This window comes from Bacteroidota bacterium (assembly GCA_035506275.1).
In the GTDB taxonomy this organism is placed as follows: Bacteria; Bacteroidota; Ignavibacteria; order UBA10030; family UBA8401; genus JAGVPT01.
Genome location: DATJPT010000013.1, coordinates 76,739 through 97,061, shown reverse-complemented (window position 1 = coordinate 97,061; position 20,323 = coordinate 76,739). Strand labels below are relative to the sequence as shown.

Here is a 20,323-nt window from a genome sequence, read left to right as displayed (position 1 = left end):
AATCTCACCTTCGGCACCAGAACGCAGGAACATCTGACGGAGTCGCAGGCGAGCTGGAGCTGGCGTGAGGTCGCAACCTCGGTCTTCGTCGTTGCCGTCATCCTCGGAGGATACCTGTATTTTACGGGATAAGAACGATGCATCTAGGAAGCAAATGAGAAATGAAAAACTAAAAATGAGAAATTGAATGGAATACAGAAAATTAGGACGCACTGGATGGAATGTCTCCGCGATAAGTTTCGGCGCCTGGGCGATCGGGGGAACATGGGGGAATGTCGACGACAAAGAATCGCTTGAAGCTCTTCACAAAGCGCTCGACCTCGGAGTGAATTTCATCGATACCGCCGACGTGTACGGCGATGGACGAAGCGAACGACTGGTGGCTGCGCTGCGCCGCGAACGAAAAGAAAAATTATTCGTCGCGACAAAAGCCGGCCGCCGGCTGAGTCCGCACACCGCCGACGGATACAACAGGAAAAATCTCAGCCTGTTCGTCGAACGCAGTCTCAAAAATTTGAGCACCGACGCGCTCGATCTTCTCCAGCTTCATTGCCCGCCGACGGAAGTGTATTACAGGCCGGAGGTCTTCGAGATCCTCGACGATCTGACAAAAGCCGGAAAGATACGCTTCTACGGCGTGAGCGTTGAAAAAGTCGAAGAGGCAATCAAAGCGATCGAGTATCCGGGAGTGCAGACCGTCCAGATCATTTTCAACATGTTTCGTCATCGTCCTGCAGAGTTATTTTTTGACCTGGCAAAGAAAAAAGAGGTTGGAATTCTGGCGCGTGTCCCTCTTGCGTCGGGACTTCTGACCGGAAAATTTTCCCGCGACTCAAAGTTCGCAGCAGACGACCACAGGCATTTCAACAGACACGGTGAAGATTTCGACAGGGGAGAAACATTTTCCGGGGTCGATTATGAGACAAGCCTCATAGCAGTCGAGGAATTGAAAGCGGTCTGCCCCGCCGGAATGTCGCTCACTCAATTTGCCCTTCGCTGGATCCTAATGTTCGATGCTGTGACATGCGCAATCCCGGGAGCAAAACGGAAGGATCAGGAAGAACAAAACGCTTCCTCTGCAGATCTGCCCCCTCTTTCCCGCCAAACGATGGACGCCGTGCGAGCGATCTACGAGCGCAGCATCCGAAAAAGTGTCCATCACTATTGGTAGCACTTTGAATGATTTGAAACGGGAGGGGAGAACTTGAAGGTTGGTGAATCTCGGAATCTTCAAAAAAGCCCGATATAATGAACATTTTCGCATCCTGCAAATGCGGATCTTTTTGCTGAACAGTGTGCAAATTATCTTTTTTTCCCTTGCCTTTTTAATAGTTGTTGTTTACTATTGAAACGGTTCAATAGCAATTTAACCCATTAAATAGGAATAATGAATCGGAGTTTCCAGCCGGAGGGGTGAGGCGATTTTTAAGCCGGCGTGAAAACGCAAAGATCTATTTGATACATTCGGCGTCTTTGATGCGGCGTGATTTGTCTGCAACGCTGGGGAAGCGAGTTGTTCGCGGACACAGTATCAAAGAAAATGAATGACCGATCGACATCCCATTTCGTTTTGCCCGCACGTGGTTCTAGTGCACGGAATCCTACAATGATAGAAAAACTTTCCCACACTGCCGCAGACGTCCAATTAGACCTGCCAGACTACAAAAATCCCAAGCTCTCTGTTGACGACCGCGTTGCCGACCTGCTTGGCCGCATGACCCTCGAGGAAAAAATCGCGCAAATGATCTGCATCTGGGGGCAGAAGAAAACGATCCTCTTCGACGAAGCGGGAAAACTCAACCTGAAAAAATTGGGACACTATCTTAAGGACGGTATCGGCCAGATCGGGCGGATCAGCGACACCGGAGGCGGACAGGAAGCCGTCGCGATGGCGGAACTTTCGAACAAGCTTCAGAAATTTTTTGTGGAAGAGACGCGCCTTGGTATCCCGGTAATTTTTCACGAGGAATGTCTCCACGGGCTGGCGGCGAAAGATGCGACGAGTTATCCTCAACCGATCGGATTGGCGTCGACGTTCAATCCACAGCTTGTCGAAACAATCTATTCATCCGTTGCAGAAGAGACACGGTCGCGCGGAGCTCACCAGGCCCTGACGCCCGTCGTCGACGTGGCCCGCGACCCGCGCTGGGGGCGTGTCGAAGAAACGTTCGGCGAGGACCCGTACCTCATTTCACGCATGGGCATCGCCGCGGTGAAAGGATTCCAGGGGGACGGAACGTTTTCCGATAAGAAACATCTCATCGCAACACTGAAACATTTCGCCGCTCACGGCCAGCCTGAATCCGGTTCCAATTGCGGTCCGGGAAATTTTTCCGAACGTGTTCTTCGCGATACCTTCCTCTTCCCCTTCAAAGAAGTGATCAGGAAGGCCAACGTTATGAGCGTGATGGCGTCGTACAACGAGATCGACGGCGTTCCGTCGCATGCCAATCGGTGGCTGCTGCGCGACGTGTTGAGAGGCGAATGGGGATTCGAGGGGTTCGTGGTCTCGGATTACTACGCGATCACCGAGCTGAACGGAAAAGCCGATAGCGTGAGCCATGCGGTCGCGGCGAACAAGATCGAAGCGGCAATTCTTGCGGTCAATGCCGGGGTCAACATCGAACTCCCCGACCCGGATTGTTATCCCAACCTCACCAGCCTGGTGCGCGACGGAATGATCGCGGAATCTGCGATCGACGAGCTGGTCGCGGCGCTGCTGAAGTATAAGTTCCTCATCGGATTGTTCGACGATCCGTACATTTCGCTCGATGCCGTTCGTCACGAGCGCCGGATCGAAGACAACAGGAAGATCGCCCTTCGCGCCGCTCACGAAACGATGGTGCTTCTGAAGAACGACAACGGCCTGCTTCCCCTGACGAAGAAAAAAGGAAGTACGATAGCCGTCATCGGGCCGAACGCCGACAGAAAGCTGCTGGGCGGCTACAGCGGCAAACCGAAATATTTTACCACGGTACTCCAGGGGATCAAAGAGAAAGTCGGCGGTGACGTCACTGTCCTGTACAGCGAAGGATGCAAGAACACCGTCGGCGGTGCGTGGGATGAGGACGTCGTAACGCTTCCCGACCCGAAAGAGAACAAGAAACTTATCGCCGAAGCAGTACAAACAGCAAAGAAAGCGGACACGGTAGTGTTGGTTCTCGGGGATAACGAGCAGACCTCGCGCGAAGCGTGGAGCAACGTTCATCTCGGCGACAGGGCAAACCTCGATCTCTTCGGAATGCAGAATGAACTCGTCGCATCGATCGTTGAAACCGGCAAACCGATCGTGGTCCTTCTCTTCAACGGCCGGCCCAACTCGATCAGCGAGGTCGCGGCCAGGATCCCGGCGATTATCGAGTGCTGGTATTTGGGGCAGGAAACGGGGATCGCCGTTGCGGACGTTCTCTTCGGCGATGTCAATCCCGGCGGGAAACTGCCGATCTCGATTCCACGATCGGTAGGACACATCCCGTGTCATTACAATCATAAACCTTCTTCGCGCCGCGGATACCTCTTCGACGATATCTCGGCGCTCTATCCGTTCGGCTATGGGCTGAGCTACACGACGTTCCAGTTCACCAACGTGCGGCTGGAAAAACCGATCATCAAAGCCGATGAATCGACCAGGGTTCTCGTCGACGTGAAGAATACCGGAAGCCGAGGAGGGGATGAAGTGGTACAGGTCTACATCCGCGACGTTGTCGGCTCGGTCACCCGTCCGGTGAAAGAGCTGAAGGAATTCAAGAAGATCAGCCTGAAACCGGGGGAATCACAGACCGTCTCCTTTGCCATCGCTCCGGAACAGCTCTCCTTTACGAACATCGCCAAAAAACTGGTCGTCGAAGCGGGGGATTTTGAAGTCATGGTCGGAAATTCCTCGCGCGACCAGGATGTGACGAAGGTGGTGCTGAGAGTTGTCTAAGAGAAGAAGCCGGATTACAGAATTCAGAAGACGGAATACGGAAAAGCGAGAAGGCGCCGTGCGCATGTAGGATTGTGAATCCACGATTGCTAACCTAAAACTTACCCTCCAAACTCCCTTGCAGACTACTACGGAAAAGCTTGCGATAAAAGAAAAAGTCGGCTACGCCTTGGGCGACACTGCCGCGAACCTCATCTTCCAGACGATGGTGATGTTTCAGCTCGCCTTCTACACCGACACGTTCGGCATCACCGCGGCCGCGGCCGGAACGCTGCTGGTGGTCGTGCGCGTGTGGGATGCGATCTTTGACCCGGTCATGGGAATCGTTGCCGACCGGACCAAGACAAAGTGGGGTAAATTTCGCCCGTGGATCCTCTGGACGGCTGTGCCGTTCGGCATCATGGGATTCCTCGCCTTCATAACCCCGAATTTCGACGCCGGCGGAAAGCTGATCTACGCGTACGTCACGTACATCGCTTTGATGATGGTCTACTCTGCGAACAACTTGCCCTATTCGGCCTTGAGCGGAGTGATGACGGGGGATTTGGGAGAACGGACAAGCCTGTCGTCATACCGATTCGTCTTCGCAATGATCGCCCAGCTGATCATTCAAGGCCTCGCGCTTCCGATGGTCGGTTACTTCGGCCAGGGGAACGGCGCTAAGGGGTATCAGTACACGATGGGAATTTTCTCAACGCTGGCCGTCATTCTCTTCTTCATCACATTCTCGACCACGAAAGAACGCATCCAGCCCGACCCCGCGCAGAAAGCCTCGGTCAGGGAACATTTCCGCGACCTCACACGAAACGGCCCGTGGATCTCGATGTTCGTTCTGACCCTCATTCTCTTTATCACGCTCGCGATGCGCGGCAGCGTCGTCTTCTATTATTTCCGGTATTACATGCATGCCGAAAATTACGCGAGTCTTTTCAGCGTGTTCAACGTGCTCGGGACATGTTCGACGATCATCGGCATTTTCTTCTCGAAAGGCCTGGCAACAAGATTCGGCAAGAGGAATGTTTTCATCGGCGGGCTGCTGGGAACGACGATCTTTACGCTTCTCTTTGTCTTCCTTCCGCCGAATGCGATAGTCGTGATCTTCGGTATGGAAATGGCCCGGCAGTTTGTGTACGGGTTTACCATCCCGCTGCTCTGGGCAATGATGGCCGACGTTGCGGATTATTCCGAGTGGAAGAATCACCGGCGCGCGACCGGCATCGTCTTTTCAGCGATCGTCTTCGCGCTGAAGGCAGGTCTCGGGTTCGGCGGCGCCATCACCGGGTTCGTGCTGTCGCTTTACGGTTATGTTCCGAATGCCGAGCAGAGCGAGTCCGCTTTGAACGGCATCGTCATGACGATGAGCGTCTTCCCGGCGATCACATTCGGATTGTGCGCCGTCTGCCTCTTCTTTTACAGCATCAACAAGCAGGCTGAAATTCAGATCACTACCGAACTGGCGGAACGAAGGAAAAGCTTTGCAGTCCAATAAGATCACTATGAAAAAGAATCTCGTCGTACTCGTTGGCATTCTGGCCTTCGGCATAAGCAACAACGCCATGGCGCAGACATTTCTTAAAGACGTATTTAAGAACCGCTTTCTTGTCGGCGCCGCATTGAATGAAGCGCAGTTCTCGGGAAGAGATGAAAAAGGGGCCGCGCTCGCCGCCGCCCAATTCAATACGATCACTCCGGAAAACGTACTGAAGTGGGAACACGTTCATCCTCAACCCGGAACGTATGCATTCGCATCGTCCGACCGGTATGTCGAGTTCGGCGAAAAGAACGGCATGGTCATCATCGGCCACACGCTCGTCTGGCACAGCCAGACTCCGCGATGGGTGTTTCAGGACAGCACCGGAAAACCGGCGAGCCGCGAACTGCTGCTTGAACGAATGCGCGATCATATCAGCACCGTCGTCGGGCATTACAAAGGCAGGATCAAAGGATGGGACGTTGTCAACGAAGCGTTGAATGAAGATGGTTCACTCCGCGACTCTCCGTGGATGAAGATCATCGGCGAAGAGTACATGGTCAAGGCGTTTGAATTTGCGCACGACGCCGACCCGAACGCGGAATTGTATTACAACGACTACTCGCTCGAGAATCCTCCGAAGCGGAACGGCGCGGTTGCCCTGATCAAGAAGCTGCAGGCCGCGGGAGTACATGTCGCAGCGGTCGGACTGCAGGGGCACTATAAAATGGACTGGCCTTCGATGGCCTTGGTCGATTCCGCCATTGACGCGTTCGCATCCCTCGGCATTAAGGTGAACATCACCGAGCTGGATATCGACGTCGTCCCCGCCACACAGCAGAGGAGAAGCGCCGACGTTTCAGCCAACAACTACCATGCGGTGAACGAAAATCTCTTCGCCGCCGGTCTCCCCGATTCCGTTCAAGTCGAGCTGGCGAAACGGTACGGCGATCTTTTTCGGGTGTTCGTCAGGCATGCGGACGTGGTCGGCCGGGTGACGTTTTGGGGAGTTGCGGACGGAAACTCGTGGCTGAATTCTTTCGGCCGCGTCAATTATCCGCTTTTGTTCGACCGGAATTATCTCCCCAAACCGGCGTTTGACGCCGTTGTGAAGGCTGGTCAGAAGTTGTAAACGCATCGGTTTTCAGATCGACGCCTTGCTTTGGTTTCCCAGGGGAACTTGAAAGAGAGTTCCCTTTTTCATTTCCATCGATCAGCCGCTCACATTTTCGCGGAAAGCTTTTGAAGATCAACGTGATCATCTTGCGGTCGCTCTTTCTTGCTGCGTCAACCATCTCTCTCGCGGCAACATGCCTCTCTCAATCCACTCCGAATCCGGAAAGCGGAACGTACGTGGCGCACGAAAAAAGCCCGGGAAGTTTTCCTCTTGCATCGCCCGGAGTTCTTTCACCCGTCATCGTTTCTTCGAAGGATTTTCCCGGGGTATTGCGCGCCGCAAAAGACCTTGTCAACGACATCGATCGGGTTACGGGCTCCCTCCCGCAATTCATTGTGGATACGCTTCCCTCCGTTAAAGAAGTAGTGTTTGCCGGAACGATCGGAAAGGACCGGTGGATCGATTCTCTGATCTCGCTGAAGAAGGTCGATGTGAAAGAGATTGCGGGAGCATGGGAAGCTTTTTCAATTCAAACGGTCGAGAAACCGTTCCCGGGCGTCGATCAGGCATTGGTGATTGCCGGCAGCGATAAACGCGGGACGATCTATGGAATCTACGACCTCTCCGCTCGCATCGGCGTTTCTCCATGGTACTGGTGGGCGGATGTTCCGGTTCGTCATGAATCAAATCTCACCATCCTTCCCGGCCGCCATTTGGACGGCGGGCCCGCGGTGAAGTACCGGGGAATTTTCATCAATGACGAGGCTCCGTGTCTCTCGGGCTGGGCTGCAGAAAAATTCGGGGGGTTCAACAGCAAATTTTACGTGCATGTGTTTGAGTTGATCCTTCGCTTGAAAGGGAACTATCTCTGGCCTGCGATGTGGGGGAGCGCCTTTTCCGATGACGACACGCTGAACCCCCGTTTGGCCGACGAATACGGCGTGGTCATCGGCACGTCTCACCACGAGCCGATGATGCGTGCGCAGGCCGAGTGGCACCGCTACGGAAGCGGTCCGTGGAACTACGAGAAAAATGAGAATGTCCTCAAAGATTTCTGGACAAAAGGGATCAGGAGGATGGGAGAGAACGAGAGCGTCGTGACGATCGGTATGAGAGGAGACGGCGACATGCCGATGACCCAAGGGGCGAACATCGCGCTGCTTGAGAGGATCGTCAAGGACCAGCGCGAGATCATTGGCGCTGTGACCGGTAAAGACCCTGCCGCCGTTCCGCAGGACTGGGCGCTCTATAAAGAGGTGCAGGATTATTATGACAAGGGAATGCGCGTCCCCGACGACGTTACGCTTCTCCTTTGCGACGACAATTGGGGGAACATTCGAAAGCTCCCATCGCTGGGGGACCCGCCCCGCAAAGGTGGTTACGGAATCTATTATCATTTCGATTATGTCGGCGGCCCGAGAAACTATAAATGGCTGAACACGAATCAGATCGAGCGGACGTGGGAGCAGATGCATCTCGCGTACGCTTACGGCGTGAAGCAGATCTGGATCGTCAATGTCGGCGACATCAAACCAATGGAATATCCGATCCAGTTTTTTCTGGATTATGCCTGGAACCCCGATGCCATTCCGGCTCAACGCCTTCCCGACTATACAAAGCGGTGGGCAGCGCAACAGTTCGGCGAGGAACACTCAGCCGGCATCGCCGAGGTTCTGGCGGCGTACACGAAGTATAACGCCCGGCGGAAACCGGAATTGCTTTCGCCCGACACCTACAGCTTGACCGATTACAGGGAAGCCGAGACCGTCGTTGCCGAATACGATACGATTGCCGAAAAGGCGCAGCATATCGGCGACGCACTTCCTTCGGAATACAAAGATGCTTATTACCAGCTCGTTCTTCATCCGGTTCTTGCATGCTCGAATCTAAACGAACTTTATGTGACCGTCGCAAAAAATCGCCTCTATGCAAAAGAGGGGCGTGCTGCGGCGAATGGGCTAGCACAAGAAGCCCAGGCATTGTTCGAAAAAGATTCCGCCATCTCGTACTACTATAATAAAGTGATGGCCGGGGGAAAGTGGGACCACATGATGGATCAGACCCACATCGGATATACGTACTGGCAGCAGCCGGACAAGAATTCCATGCCCGAGGTGAAGAGAATCGGCGTGCGCGATGCCCCTTCGATGGGGGTTGCGGTTGAGGGAAGCAGTGCTTCGATGCCCGATGGCGGTACCGAAGCGGCATTTCCTCCTTTCGACTCGTTCAACCAACAATCCTATTATATAGAGGTCTTTAACCGGGGGGGGACTCCCTTCCGCTATTCAATCGAAACAAGGGACCCTTGGCTGAAGATCAACAAATCCGAAGGGACCGTCGAAGCGCAGGAGCGCCTTTGGGTCAGCGTAGATTGGAAAAATGCGCCTGCCGGGGAACATGCTTCTTCGATCGTTGTAACCGGACCGGAGAACAGCCGTATCACTGTCCATGCGTCGATCAACAACATTTCACCGGCGCAGCAAGGAAGCATGGCTGGATTTGTTGAAAGCAACGGCTGCGTATCGGTTGAAGCGGAACATTATTCCAAAGCGATCGGATCGTCGTCGGTGGATTGGCTGACGATCCCGGGATTAGGACGGACCCTTTCCGGAGTCACGCCCGAGCCTGTGACATCGCTGCCGCAGGTGGCGGGAGGGACTAGTCCGCACCTCGAATACCAGATGTATTTCTTTGACACCGGCAGCGTCAGCGTCAATGCATATCTTTCACCGACGCTCAATTTTCACAACGACCGGGGGCTGCGGTACGCAATTTCCTTCGATGACGATCCGCCGCAAACGATCACCATGAACGGCGAAAATTCGAACCGGACATGGGAACAGTGGGTGGCGAACAACATCAACATTTCGACCTCACAGCATGTCATTCATCATCCGGGGGTCCATACGCTGAAATTCTGGATGGTCGACCCGGATGTCGTACTGCAGAAGATCGTCGTCAACGCCGGCGGAGTCAAGCCAAGCTATCTTGGACCGCCGGAAAGTTTCCTTTTGCGCAACAAGAAATGAACGCATAACGCGGCGATCGCACGACCGGAAATTCGCCGACTGTAAAGGTACCAGAGAATTCTTTTGTTGATCGATGCGCAAAAACATCTCATCACATATTGAGTCTTCAAGGAGACAACTCGTATGAAAACTTCCTGCGTCAACATCTCTGCGATCTTGCTGTTCGCCGTCTTCTCTGCCGCATCGTTGAAGGGAGCTTCCTTCGACTCATCGTCAACCGCTCCGGCCGTTGAGATCGCCGGAACGCAATCGCTCCATATCACGTCCATGATCGTCAATCAGGAATTCAACCTTTACGTGAACCTTCCGAGAGATTATCAGGACAGCGCCAGAACGTTTCCCGTTATTTATCTCCTCGACGGCCAGTGGGATTTCCCTCTTGTCCAGGCGATCTTCGGCCAACAGTATTACGATGGATTTGTCCCCTCGGCGATCGTCGTCGCCGTCGCATGGGGAGGGAACAATCCGAATTATGATATGCTGAGAGTGAGAGATCTCACCCCGACCGCGCCAAAGGAGCTCCCCCAATCCGGGAACGCGCCGAACTTCCTGAAGTTCATCAAGACGGAATTGATCCCGTTCATCGATGCCCGCTATCGGACAAAAAAAGACGACCGGACGCTGATGGGGAGCTCGCTCGGCGGATTGTTCACCCTCTACGCTCTCTTTCAGGAAACGTCGACGTTTCAACGGTACGTATTGACGAGCCCCGCTATCGGCTGGGATAACAACGCGATAGCGGGCTTTGAAAAGAATTACACTCCGGCGAAAACCCTGCATCCGGTGAAGTTGTTCATGGCGGTTGGAGGGCTGGAAGGGAACGAGAGTTCGTTCGAAAAGTTCGCGGCCGACCTGAAGGCAAAAAAATTGGAGGGACTGGAGATCGAGACCCGGGTGCTCGAAGGGACCGGACATTCCGGGGGGAAAGCCGAAGGATATACGAGAGGACTCCAATTTGTTTTCGCCAAGCCGTCGATTGAGGTTTCGACCGCTGTTCTGGATGAATACGTAGGGGCGTATCGCATCAATCCTCAGGTGAGCATCAACATTTCCCGCGAGGAACAGCATCTCATGGTCGCGGGACCGGATGGGGTAAAGATGGCGTTGTGGGCCGAGACGGAGCAGGATTTCTATCGGAAAGGGGTCTTCCTTTTTGTTCACTTCAAGAGGGACAACAAAGGAAAAGTGATCGGAATGACGGTGGACCAATATGGCGGAAGTCAATTCATCGAGAAAGCCGAGTAGCACAACTGCCGCTGCACGCGCTCGGTACTAGCAGGAAGGGAATGAAAGTGAAAAGATTTGCGTTCGCCTCGGTGTTGCTTTTGATCATGGGGGCAATCAGCGTTCAGGAATTTTCGTATTGCCAATCCAGATCGACGTTCACGAACCCTATCATCGCGGGATTTTATCCTGATCCGAGTATCTGCCGGGTCGGGAAGGATTTTTACCTCGTCAATTCGACCTTTGCCTACTTCCCCGGGATCAATATCTTCCATAGCACAGACCTGGTCCATTGGAGCTTGATCGGTTACGTCTTGAGCCGTCCGGAAGAATTCAACCTGGACGGGCAGCAGGTATCGCGCGGTCTTTTTGCCCCGTCGATCCGGTATCACAACGGGTTGTTCTATGTGACATGTACGTTGGTCGACATCGGCGGCAACTTCGTCGCCACCGCGAAAGACCCGGCCGGTCCCTGGTCGAAACCTGTATGGCTGCCGCAGCTCGACGGGATCGATCCGTCGCCGTTCTTCGACGACGACGGCAAAGCATACATCGTCTACAACAGCATCCCCCCAGAGCACAAATCTCTTTACCCGGGACACAGAACGATCCGGATCCGAGAATTCGACCCGGAAAATCTTAAAGTAAAAGAAGACGAAAGGATCCTGATCAACGGCGGAACCGACATCAACAAAAAGCCCGTATGGATCGAAGGACCGCATATCCTGAAGAAGGACGGGATCTATTTTCTTATTGCTGCAGAAGGGGGAACTGAGGATCAGCATTCTGAAGTGGTTTTCAAGAGCGCCAATATTTACGGTCCGTATGTTTCGTATGAGAAAAATCCGATCCTTACTCAGCGCAACTTGAATCCGCAAAGACCGAACCCTATCACGTCGACCGGTCATGCGGATCTTGTTCAGACCGAGTCGGGAGATTGGTGGGGAGTGTTTCTCGGCTGCAGGCCGTATGGTCCGTACGAAGGGGAGTACTATAATACGGGAAGGGAGACATTTCTCGCGCCGGTAACATGGGAGAACGGTTGGCCGGTGATCAACCCGGGGCATGAGGAGGTGCAATACCGCTATTCTTCGCCGGTCGTCCCTTCAGCAGATCTGGCCGACATACCGAGGAGCGGGAATTTTCGGACGAGAGATGATTTCGATTCTCCGGAGCTGAACCGAAACTGGGTTTTTCTCAGAACGCCTCACGACCGATGGTTCGACCTGTCGACGAAGAAAGGATTCGTCACGCTGAAACTACGGCCGGAGACCTGTTCGGGGGAAATGAACCCGAGCTTTCTTGGAAGGCGCCAGGAACATTTGCGCTGTTCGGCAAGCGCCAGCTTGCTGTTTACTCCGCATGCGGAGAATGAAAAAGCGGGACTGGTGGTTTTTCAAAACGAACGGCATTTCTATTTTATTTGTAAATCATTGGAAAAGAACGGCGAGGCGATCCAGGTGTACAGCTCGGACAGCAGCGGCACGTCTGTTGACGGGATGCTGCTGGTTGCTTCCGTGCCAATCGCGAAGGATGAGGGCGGGAAGGAAGTGATGCTCAAGATCGATGCAACGGAGGGCCTCTATTCATGCTCTTTTGCGTTCGATGAGCGGCATTGGACCCTCCTGAAGGACAGCATGGACGCGAAGTACCTTTCCACAAAAGTTGCAGGAGGCTTTGTCGGGTGCATGTTCGCCATGTACGCGACGTCCGACAAGGAAACGAGTACGAATGCCGCCTCGTACGATTGGTTCGAATATTCCGGCGACGATGAAGTCTACAAATGACCGATCGGTTGTGTCTCAGCCTGAAGTTTGATAAGCATGGCTTCGTTCTCTGCAGTCAATCGAAGGAACTCTGTGAAATTGAGACGCTCTCGGGCGACTTGACTCTAGGGAAAAAAATCTTACCTTTTAGTCGGCTCATGAACATGCTGCCGATAAACAACACTAACGGGGCGCCTCCCGAAAAGAGGTACCGAAAAATCATATGAAACGAATAACAATAGAAGACGTCGCCAAGAGGACGGGGGTCTCGAAGGGGACGGTTTCCGCCGTTATCAACGCAAAAAGTACCGTAAAGCCTGCAACGCGCGACCACATCCTGGCGGTCATGAAGGAACTCAACTTCCGCCCGAAAGGCGTCGCACGGAATCTCAAGAACGGCAACCAGGATAAAAGCATCGGGATCATTCTCAAGGACCTGAATTACCCGTTCTACACTTCGATCGCTGCGGGAGCGAAGGATTATGCGAAAAGCAAGGGGTACTCTGTCCTCGTGACAAGTTCGGACGACGACCACGAGACCGAGAAAAAATTCTCTCATCTTTTTTCCGCAAAGGACATCAAAGGAACGATCATCGCGCCGATCGTGGCCGGAACGGCGGAAATAGAGCATCTATTCAAGCTGAAGATGATCAATTATCCTTTTGTTCTGCTCGAGGATGTCGGCGGCATCCAGGCGAATGTGGTGGCCATCGACAACCTGAAGGCGATCAAAAAAGCGGTGAAATATCTGATCGATGCCGGACACACCCGCATCGTCCACTTCGCCGGCCCGCCGCTGTCATCCCATACGCTCGAACGGATCGAAGGATTCCGGGATGCGTTCAGCGAAAGCACGCTCGTATTCCATAAGGAGATGATCGTTTCGGTCGGTTCCCACTATGACGAGAGCTTCAGCAAGACGGTAGAATTTTTCAAGAGCAAAAAGCCGGAAGATTACCCGACGGCGATCGTCTGTTTCAACGACCACCAGGCGCTTGCCGTCATGAGCGCGTTGAAGCAGTTGAAGATCCGCGTGCCGGACGATATATCGATCATCGGAAACGACGACATCTACTACGCGCAAATCTATCCGGTTCCGCTCACCACGATCCGGGCTCCGCAGCACGAGATCGGGAAGAAAGCGGCAGAAATCCTGATCAGGAACATCGAATCTCCATCGCTCCTTCCCAACGAGCATGTCGTTCTGGAGACAGAGTTCATCGTTCGGGAGTCGACCAGGGTGCTGAACAAGTAAAAGCGGCCGGTGTCGTTGATCCTATCGAGGCGGGACCCGTCCCGCTGCGGGTTAAAATTTTCTTATCGTTCTGATTTTTCTGTTTCCTCACACTCCATAGTCCGCTTCTGCACATTGGTCCGCGCGCCGATGGGGCGTTTCATTCTTTCATCGTAGAAATTGTTCGGAGATCGTTATCATGCCAAAGATCCTTCTGGGATATGACGTCGGAAGTTCATCTGTAAAAGCTTCATTCATCAACGCCGATACGGGGGAGCTCGTCGCCTCGGGGTTTTCTCCCGAGACAGAAATGAAAATCGATTCGCCGCAGCCGGGTTGGGCAGAGCAGGACCCGGACGCATGGTGGCGTCATTGTGTCGCCGCAACCAAGAAGATCTTGTCAAAGGTCAACGCGGCATCGATCGAGGTGGCCGCTATCGGCGTCTCGTACCAAATGCACGGGCTTGTGATGCTCGGAAAGAAGAATGAGGTTCTGTATCCTTCTATCATCTGGTGCGACAGCAGGGCGGTCGACATCGGCAACAAGGCGTTCGACTCGATGGGGGGCGATTTCTGCCTCCGGCATTACCTGAACTCTCCGGGAAATTTTACGGCGTCGAAGCTGAAGTGGGTGAAGGAGAACAAGCCGGAGGTCTACGCAAAGATCGCGAAGGTGATGCTCCCCGGCGATTATATCGCCTTCAGGCTGACCGGCGAGATCAGCACGACCATCTCCGGTTTGAGCGAAGGGATCTTGTGGGACTTTGAAAAAAAAGAAACGGCCGGCGACCTGCTGAAATTTTACGGCATCGATCGCGGCCTGATCGCAAACATCGTTCCGACGTTCGGGATGCAGGGAACATTGCAACCGTCAGCGGCGGCCGAGCTCGGACTGAAAGCCGGTGTCCCGATCACCTACCGCGCAGGGGACCAGCCGAACAATGCGCTGTCGCTCCATGTGTTGAAGCCGGGAGAAATCGCGGCGACGGCCGGGACATCGGGAGTGATCTATGGAGTTGCGGAGAAGAACATTTTCGACACTGCAAGCCGCGTCAACACGTTCGCCCACGTCAATTACACAAAGGAGACTCCGTTTACCGGAGTGCTGTTGTGCATCAACGGGACAGGCATTCAATACAGCTGGCTCAGGCAAAACGTTCTCGACAACAAGCTTTCGTATGACGAGATGAACACCCTCGCATCCGGCATCGCCGTCGGGTCGGACGGCCTTTTCTGTTTTCCGTACGGCAACGGGGCGGAACGAAGTCTGGGGAATAAGGATGTGCTTGCACAGTTCTCCGGCATCAATTTCAATATCCATCAGCGGGGGCATTTGATCAGAGCGGCCCAGGAAGGGATCGTTTTCTCATTCCGGTACGGCCTGGATATCATGAAGAGCATCGGCATGGAATTCGGAGTTATAAAAGCCGGGGATTCGAACTTATTCCAGAGCCGGGTGTTCAAGGAGGCGTTCGTCAACACATGCAACGTCGACCTTGAAATCTGCAATACGGACGGCTCGCAGGGTGCAGCCCGCGGAGCCGGCATCGGCGTCAAATATTACTCCTCTGCTGACGAAGCCTTTCGAGGGTTGAAAGTTATTGAAAAACTAGGCCCAACTGGCGAATTAGCAACGGAATATGATGCGGTCTATAAAGGTTGGAGTCGGCGGCTGTCGGCGCTTCTGGAGAGGTAAGTCGTTATTATTTCGCTTGACATGAAGAAGAATTATTTATAACATTGAATCGGTTCAATTCTATTTGAACTGTTAAAGAAACGGAGGAGCCTTTCACCGACATTCGAACCTTGCATCAAGCTCCATCATAAGCGCAAAACCATCCCACCACACAAATTCGAGAAGAGACTTCACATGGTCATGAGCAATAAATATTTTCCGAAGATCAAGCAATCAATTCCTTACGAAGGCAAAGATTCCAAGAATCCTTTTGCATTCAAATTCTATAATAAAGACCAGCGCGTCGGTTCGAAAACCATGGGAGAGCATCTCCGGTTCTCGGTTGCTTATTGGCATACGATGATGGGGAACGGGAGCGATATGTTCGGAGGACCAAGCTTCGAACGTGCGTGGCGGAAATCGAACAATCCGATGGACCGCGCCAAGGAGACGCTGGAAGCGGCATTTGAGTTCTTTCAGAAATTAGGCGTCGATTATTATTGTTTCCATGACAGAGACATCGCTCCCGAAGGAGAGAACTTTTCCCAGTCGATAAAGAATCTCGACGAGATCGTCGGGCTGGCAAAGACCTTTCAGAAGGAGACGGGTGTCAAGCTTCTCTGGGGGACGGCGAACCTGTTCGGGAGTCCGATCTACTCGCAAGGTGCCGGAACAAGCCCGAATGCCCACGTGATGGCTCATGCAGCCGCCCAGGTGAAGAACGCCATCGATGCGACAAAGGAGCTTGGCGGTGAGAACTACGTCTTTTGGGGAGGCCGCGAGGGGTACGAAACGTTATTGAACACCGACTTGAAGAAAGAACAGGAACAGATGGCCAAGTTCCTTCACATGGCCGTTGACTACAAGAAGAAGATCGGGTTCAAGGGACAGTTCCTTATCGAGCCGAAGCCGGCGGAACCGATGAAGCATCAGTACGATTCCAACGCCGCAACGACGCTCTATTTCCTGAAAGAGTACGGCCTTCTCGATCATTTCAAACTGAACATCGAAGCGAACCACGCGACGCTCGCGGGGCATACCTTCGAGCACGAACTGGCCGTTGCTTCGGCGGCGGGCAAGCTGGGGAGCGTTGACGCGAACCGCGGCGACCTGCTGCTCGGCTGGGACACCGATCAATTTCCGACGGACCTTTATTCCACCACCTTTGCGATGATGGTGATACTCGGCCAGAACGGTTTGGGCAAAGGGGGCTTGAATTTCGACGCCAAGGTGCGGCGCAGCTCGAACGACCCGCTTGACCTTTTCCATGCGCATATCGGCGGCATGGACACGTTCGCGCGCGGCCTTGTCGTTGCCCACTCGATCATCGAGGATAAGGCTCTTTCGAAATTCGTTGCCGAGCGGTATGCAAGCTTCAACTCCGGCATCGGCGCGAAGATCATGGCGGGGAAAGCGGGTTTCGAAGATCTGGAAAAGTGGATCATCAAGGAGGGCAAGCCGCAGCTCGATAGCGGCCGGCAGGAGATGCTGGAAAATATTGTTAATTCGTATATCCTTCGTTAAAGAGTCACCAGACAGTCGTTCAAACATCAATCATTGTCGTTACGATGCACCAATTGATACGACGAACTGAACAATTCGTTTTCGCTGTCGACCTGTCGGTCCGCATGTCATCGGACCAGCAGCAGACGCAGGATCAGGTGTATCGCCATCGGGTGGCCGCTCCGGAGTGAGTGCTATGCAGCTCACGGGAAAGAACGGTCACCCGATTTTTTTAGCCGGTGTTTTTATATAAGGAGATCTTGTTGTGAAAACCTCATCCGGTGTTAACGCAGCAGTTCAGCCATTGTTCGTCGAATACACAGGACTTCGTTTTAACGGAAAAAATATATTGTTGGCGGCGCTTGTGTCGCTGTTCATGGCTCCCTTGGCGTTTGCGGGGGGGACGATCAAAGGACGCGTGTTTGACAAGGACTCAAAGGACTTGCTCCCCGGCGCCAATATCGTGGTGAAAGGAACAAGCATCGGGGCGGCTACCGATCTGAACGGAGCGTTTTCCATTCCCAACGCTCCCTCCGGCGAACAGACGATCACGGCGTCCTACCTCGGATACGTCTCGATAAGCGTGACCCTGAACATACCCGACGGCGGCTCGGTGACGCACGATTTTTATCTCGGCGCTACGACCATTAAGGGAGAAACGGTTGTCATCACTGCACAGGCACAGGGACAGGTGCAGGCGATCAACCAACAGCTGGCGTCGGATAAGATCGTCAGCGTCGTCTCGGAGGCGAAAATTCAGGAGCTTCCGGATTTCAACGCAGCCCAAGCGATAGGACGTCTGCCGGGAGTCTCGACGCTGAAGAGCTCGGGTGAAGACAATAAGGTGGTCGTCCGAGGATTAGCCCCGCAGTATAACGAAGTTGCCATCGGCGGAATTACCCTTGCCAGCACCGGAAGTTCACAGATCGGTGCAAGTTCCCTGGGCATCACGGCGAATTCCCCCAGTGACGACCGGAGCGTTGACCTGACGATGGTGACACCATACATGATCAAGTCGATCGAAGTCTATAAATCTCTCACTCCTGATTTGGAGGCCAATGCCATCGGCGGCTTCGTCAACATGGAGTTGCGGGAAGCTCCTTCGGGTCTTCATGGGGACGCACTGTTCCAAACGGGCTACACGCAAAAAACGAATGATTATGGAAATTACAGGGCGGTTGTATCCGGAAGCGACAGACTCTTTGACGATCAGCTCGGCGTGTATGTCCTTGCGAACGCCGAGCAATATGACCGCAGCGCGGATAATATGAACGCCACCTACGCCACCGCGCAGAGTTGGATCGACCAGACCGGCTACAGGCCCGTGTTGGTAAACAACGTCACTCTGGATCGTCACATCGAGACAAGGGAGCGGTTCGGAGGCAACCTGATTCTTGATTACAAGCTCCCATCCGGCTCTATAAAGTCGATCAACATGGCAAGTCGTCTGACCTCGGACGCGCAGGATTATAACACAACCATAAATTACAACGCAGATCTTACTAACCACAGCCTGGGCTTTTCATACCGCCAGGCAAATAGCAACACCGACCTTGCAGTCAACTCACTGGATTTTACCAACGATTTCGGATTCATTTCCGCGGATGTGAAAGCGGCGAACAGCTATTCGAGAAATCATCTTCCATACTCGCCATATTATGTATTCTTCCAGAACAACGGCACAAAGGGCTTCAGCGGAAAGGACACCAACATCACCCCGGAGAATCTGCTAACATTTTTGAAGTACGGTCCGGATTCCACGACCTTGCTGAGCTCGATCAATCTATTCAGCAGCGATTACCACGAAAATGACCAGGCGTATAAGGCCGATTTCAAGGTCCCGTTTGCACCCGGGAACTTACTCTCCGGCTTCTTCAAGTTCGGCGGGGAGTATCGCTACAACTACATTACGAATACCCAGAGCACCCCATACATCCAGCTCGGCGGCACGAATGCGATCAATACTCAGGTTAGAAATAACCTAGCCAAATTATATCCGGGATTGAAGGTCGCTTCTACCGGTCAACTGGAAGGGGCTAATTTTACGTCGACCGATTCAAAACTCCTGGGTTCATTTTTGGATAATAAGTTTGGATCCATTAACTGGGCCACCGACCCCACCATCCTCAACGGTGCTGTCAATTATATTCAGGCGAATCGGGCTCTCTTCGCTCCGTTGGCGAGCGACGCAACAGGTGGCGGCTGGTATGACGGGCCATTTCAGGAACTTCCCAATGATTACAAGTATGTCGAACGGTACTACGCAACGTACCTGATGTCGGAATTGGATTTTGGGCAGGACCTTATGGTCGTCGGCGGGGTGCGGTACGAAGAAACGAAGAGTTTATATTTCGCGTACAACATGGAGGACGAGCGCAATCCGTACTCTCAACCCGTATTCCCCGTCACAACGTATCCACAGAATCATTACCTCCTTCCTCAGGTTCAGGGAAGGTATAATCTTACCGACTGGAGCGACATACGCTATTCCTACACACAAACACTCGCTCGTCCGGATTATACCTCGCTGTCGCCGCACTTTGTTGTTTCAGCCGCTGCAGGGGCCGTCTATGCCGGAAACCCGAGTCTGCTGCCGGCGCAAGCGTACAATCACGACGTGTTGGTAACCTTCCACAACAACGAGTTGGGGCTCTTGTCGGTCGGCGGGTTCTATAAGGAGGTCAATCATTTCACATACGCAGCGTCGTATCCGCTCTATAATAAGAAATTTTACGCTGCGCAGGGGGTGACCGGACTTCCATTCACGCTGGAATCATTTGCTCCGTTCTTGTCCTCGGCCGACCTTAGCCCCAACAACGGTACGAGAGTGTCCACGTTTATTAACAGTCCGTACGCCGCGTACGTGAGAGGAATAGAAACGGACCTTCAGACACGACTTTGGTATCTTCCGGCACCGTTCGACGGCGTTGTGCTCGGCGTCAACTACACGCATATTGCCTCCAAGGCTGTATATCCATATTTCGATGCACAGCAACATGGCAAGACCGTCCAATTTATCGACAGTACGAGGACCGACAGGCTGGTCTATCAGCCGAACGACGTTATGAACGCTTATATCGGCTATGATTACAAAGGCTTTTCTGCGCGGGCCTCCTTCGTCTATCAAGGGAACGTCGTCCAGAATATCGGGGCGTATCCTGAAACGGAAGGTTTCTCCAAAAGTTACAACCGGGTCGATATTTCTGCGCGACAGAAGCTTCCGTGGGAGGATGGACTCCAATTGTACCTGGATGTGAACAATCTCAACAACGAGCCGAATATTTCGACACAGCCCTCGATTAGCGGCTTCACATCAGAACAGTTCTATGGCCTCACAGCCGACCTGGGAATCCGGTTTACCCTGTGAAACGCGTAATTG

Annotated in this window: 11 protein-coding genes; all 11 read left to right on the top strand. The window is 53.3% G+C overall.

The features are described from left to right. Positions 1-187 precede the first annotated feature (187 nt). The 11 genes from VMF88_10450 to VMF88_10400 all read left to right on the top strand — a co-directional run bounded on the left by VMF88_10450 (position 188) and on the right by VMF88_10400 (position 20,311). A complete protein-coding gene (locus tag VMF88_10450; protein HTY11480.1) occupies positions 188-1,171 on the top strand; it encodes an aldo/keto reductase in 984 nt (327 codons plus the stop codon). A 435-nt stretch (positions 1,172-1,606) separates the two neighbouring features. Next, on the top strand, positions 1,607-3,925 hold the full coding sequence (locus tag VMF88_10445; GenBank protein HTY11479.1) for a glycoside hydrolase family 3 N-terminal domain-containing protein: 2,319 nt from the start codon (positions 1,607-1,609) through the stop codon (positions 3,923-3,925). A gap of 118 nt (positions 3,926-4,043) precedes the next feature. Further along, positions 4,044-5,414, top strand: coding sequence for an MFS transporter (locus VMF88_10440; GenBank protein HTY11478.1), 1,371 nt, complete (start codon positions 4,044-4,046; stop codon positions 5,412-5,414). Positions 5,415-5,421: 7 nt separating this feature from the next. Further along, positions 5,422-6,528 carry an endo-1,4-beta-xylanase gene (locus tag VMF88_10435; GenBank protein ID HTY11477.1) on the top strand — a complete coding sequence of 369 codons (1,107 nt, stop codon included), beginning with the start codon at positions 5,422-5,424 and terminating at the stop codon, positions 6,526-6,528. A 110-nt stretch (positions 6,529-6,638) separates the two neighbouring features. Continuing rightward, positions 6,639-9,542: a glycosyl hydrolase 115 family protein gene (locus VMF88_10430; GenBank protein ID HTY11476.1), complete on the top strand. Its 2,904-nt coding sequence runs from the start codon at positions 6,639-6,641 to the stop codon at positions 9,540-9,542. A 123-nt stretch (positions 9,543-9,665) separates the two neighbouring features. Then, entirely contained in the window at positions 9,666-10,787 is a 1,122-nt protein-coding gene (locus VMF88_10425; GenBank protein HTY11475.1) for an alpha/beta hydrolase-fold protein, read from the top strand. Between the two features lie 41 nt (positions 10,788-10,828). After that, positions 10,829-12,553, top strand: a complete 1,725-nt coding sequence (locus tag VMF88_10420) for a glycoside hydrolase family 43 protein (GenBank protein HTY11474.1) — start codon at positions 10,829-10,831, stop codon at positions 12,551-12,553. Positions 12,554-12,755: 202 nt separating this feature from the next. Then, complete coding sequence (locus VMF88_10415) at positions 12,756-13,787, top strand: LacI family DNA-binding transcriptional regulator (protein HTY11473.1); 1,032 nt, start codon at positions 12,756-12,758, stop codon at positions 13,785-13,787. 178 nt (positions 13,788-13,965) lie between these two features. Next, complete coding sequence (locus tag VMF88_10410) at positions 13,966-15,462, top strand: FGGY family carbohydrate kinase (GenBank protein ID HTY11472.1); 1,497 nt, start codon at positions 13,966-13,968, stop codon at positions 15,460-15,462. Positions 15,463-15,642: 180 nt separating this feature from the next. Beyond that, positions 15,643-16,965: a xylose isomerase gene (gene xylA / locus VMF88_10405; protein HTY11471.1), complete on the top strand. Its 1,323-nt coding sequence runs from the start codon at positions 15,643-15,645 to the stop codon at positions 16,963-16,965. A gap of 244 nt (positions 16,966-17,209) precedes the next feature. Continuing rightward, a complete protein-coding gene (locus VMF88_10400; GenBank protein HTY11470.1) occupies positions 17,210-20,311 on the top strand; it encodes a TonB-dependent receptor in 3,102 nt (1,033 codons plus the stop codon). Positions 20,312-20,323 lie beyond the last annotated feature (12 nt).

What these genes read in the sequence shown, in the direction of transcription:
- VMF88_10450 (HTY11480.1), top strand. Translation starts at nt 188, where the DNA reads ATGGAATACAGAAAATTAGGACGCACTGGATGGAATGTCTCCGCGATA.
- VMF88_10445 (HTY11479.1), top strand. Translation starts at nt 1,607, where the DNA reads ATGATAGAAAAACTTTCCCACACTGCCGCAGACGTCCAATTAGACCTG.
- VMF88_10435 (HTY11477.1), top strand. Translation starts at nt 5,422, where the DNA reads ATGAAAAAGAATCTCGTCGTACTCGTTGGCATTCTGGCCTTCGGCATA.
- VMF88_10425 (HTY11475.1), top strand. Translation starts at nt 9,666, where the DNA reads ATGAAAACTTCCTGCGTCAACATCTCTGCGATCTTGCTGTTCGCCGTC.
- VMF88_10420 (HTY11474.1), top strand. Translation starts at nt 10,829, where the DNA reads ATGAAAGTGAAAAGATTTGCGTTCGCCTCGGTGTTGCTTTTGATCATG.
- VMF88_10415 (HTY11473.1), top strand. Translation starts at nt 12,756, where the DNA reads ATGAAACGAATAACAATAGAAGACGTCGCCAAGAGGACGGGGGTCTCG.
- VMF88_10410 (HTY11472.1), top strand. Translation starts at nt 13,966, where the DNA reads ATGCCAAAGATCCTTCTGGGATATGACGTCGGAAGTTCATCTGTAAAA.
- xylA (HTY11471.1), top strand. Translation starts at nt 15,643, where the DNA reads ATGAGCAATAAATATTTTCCGAAGATCAAGCAATCAATTCCTTACGAA.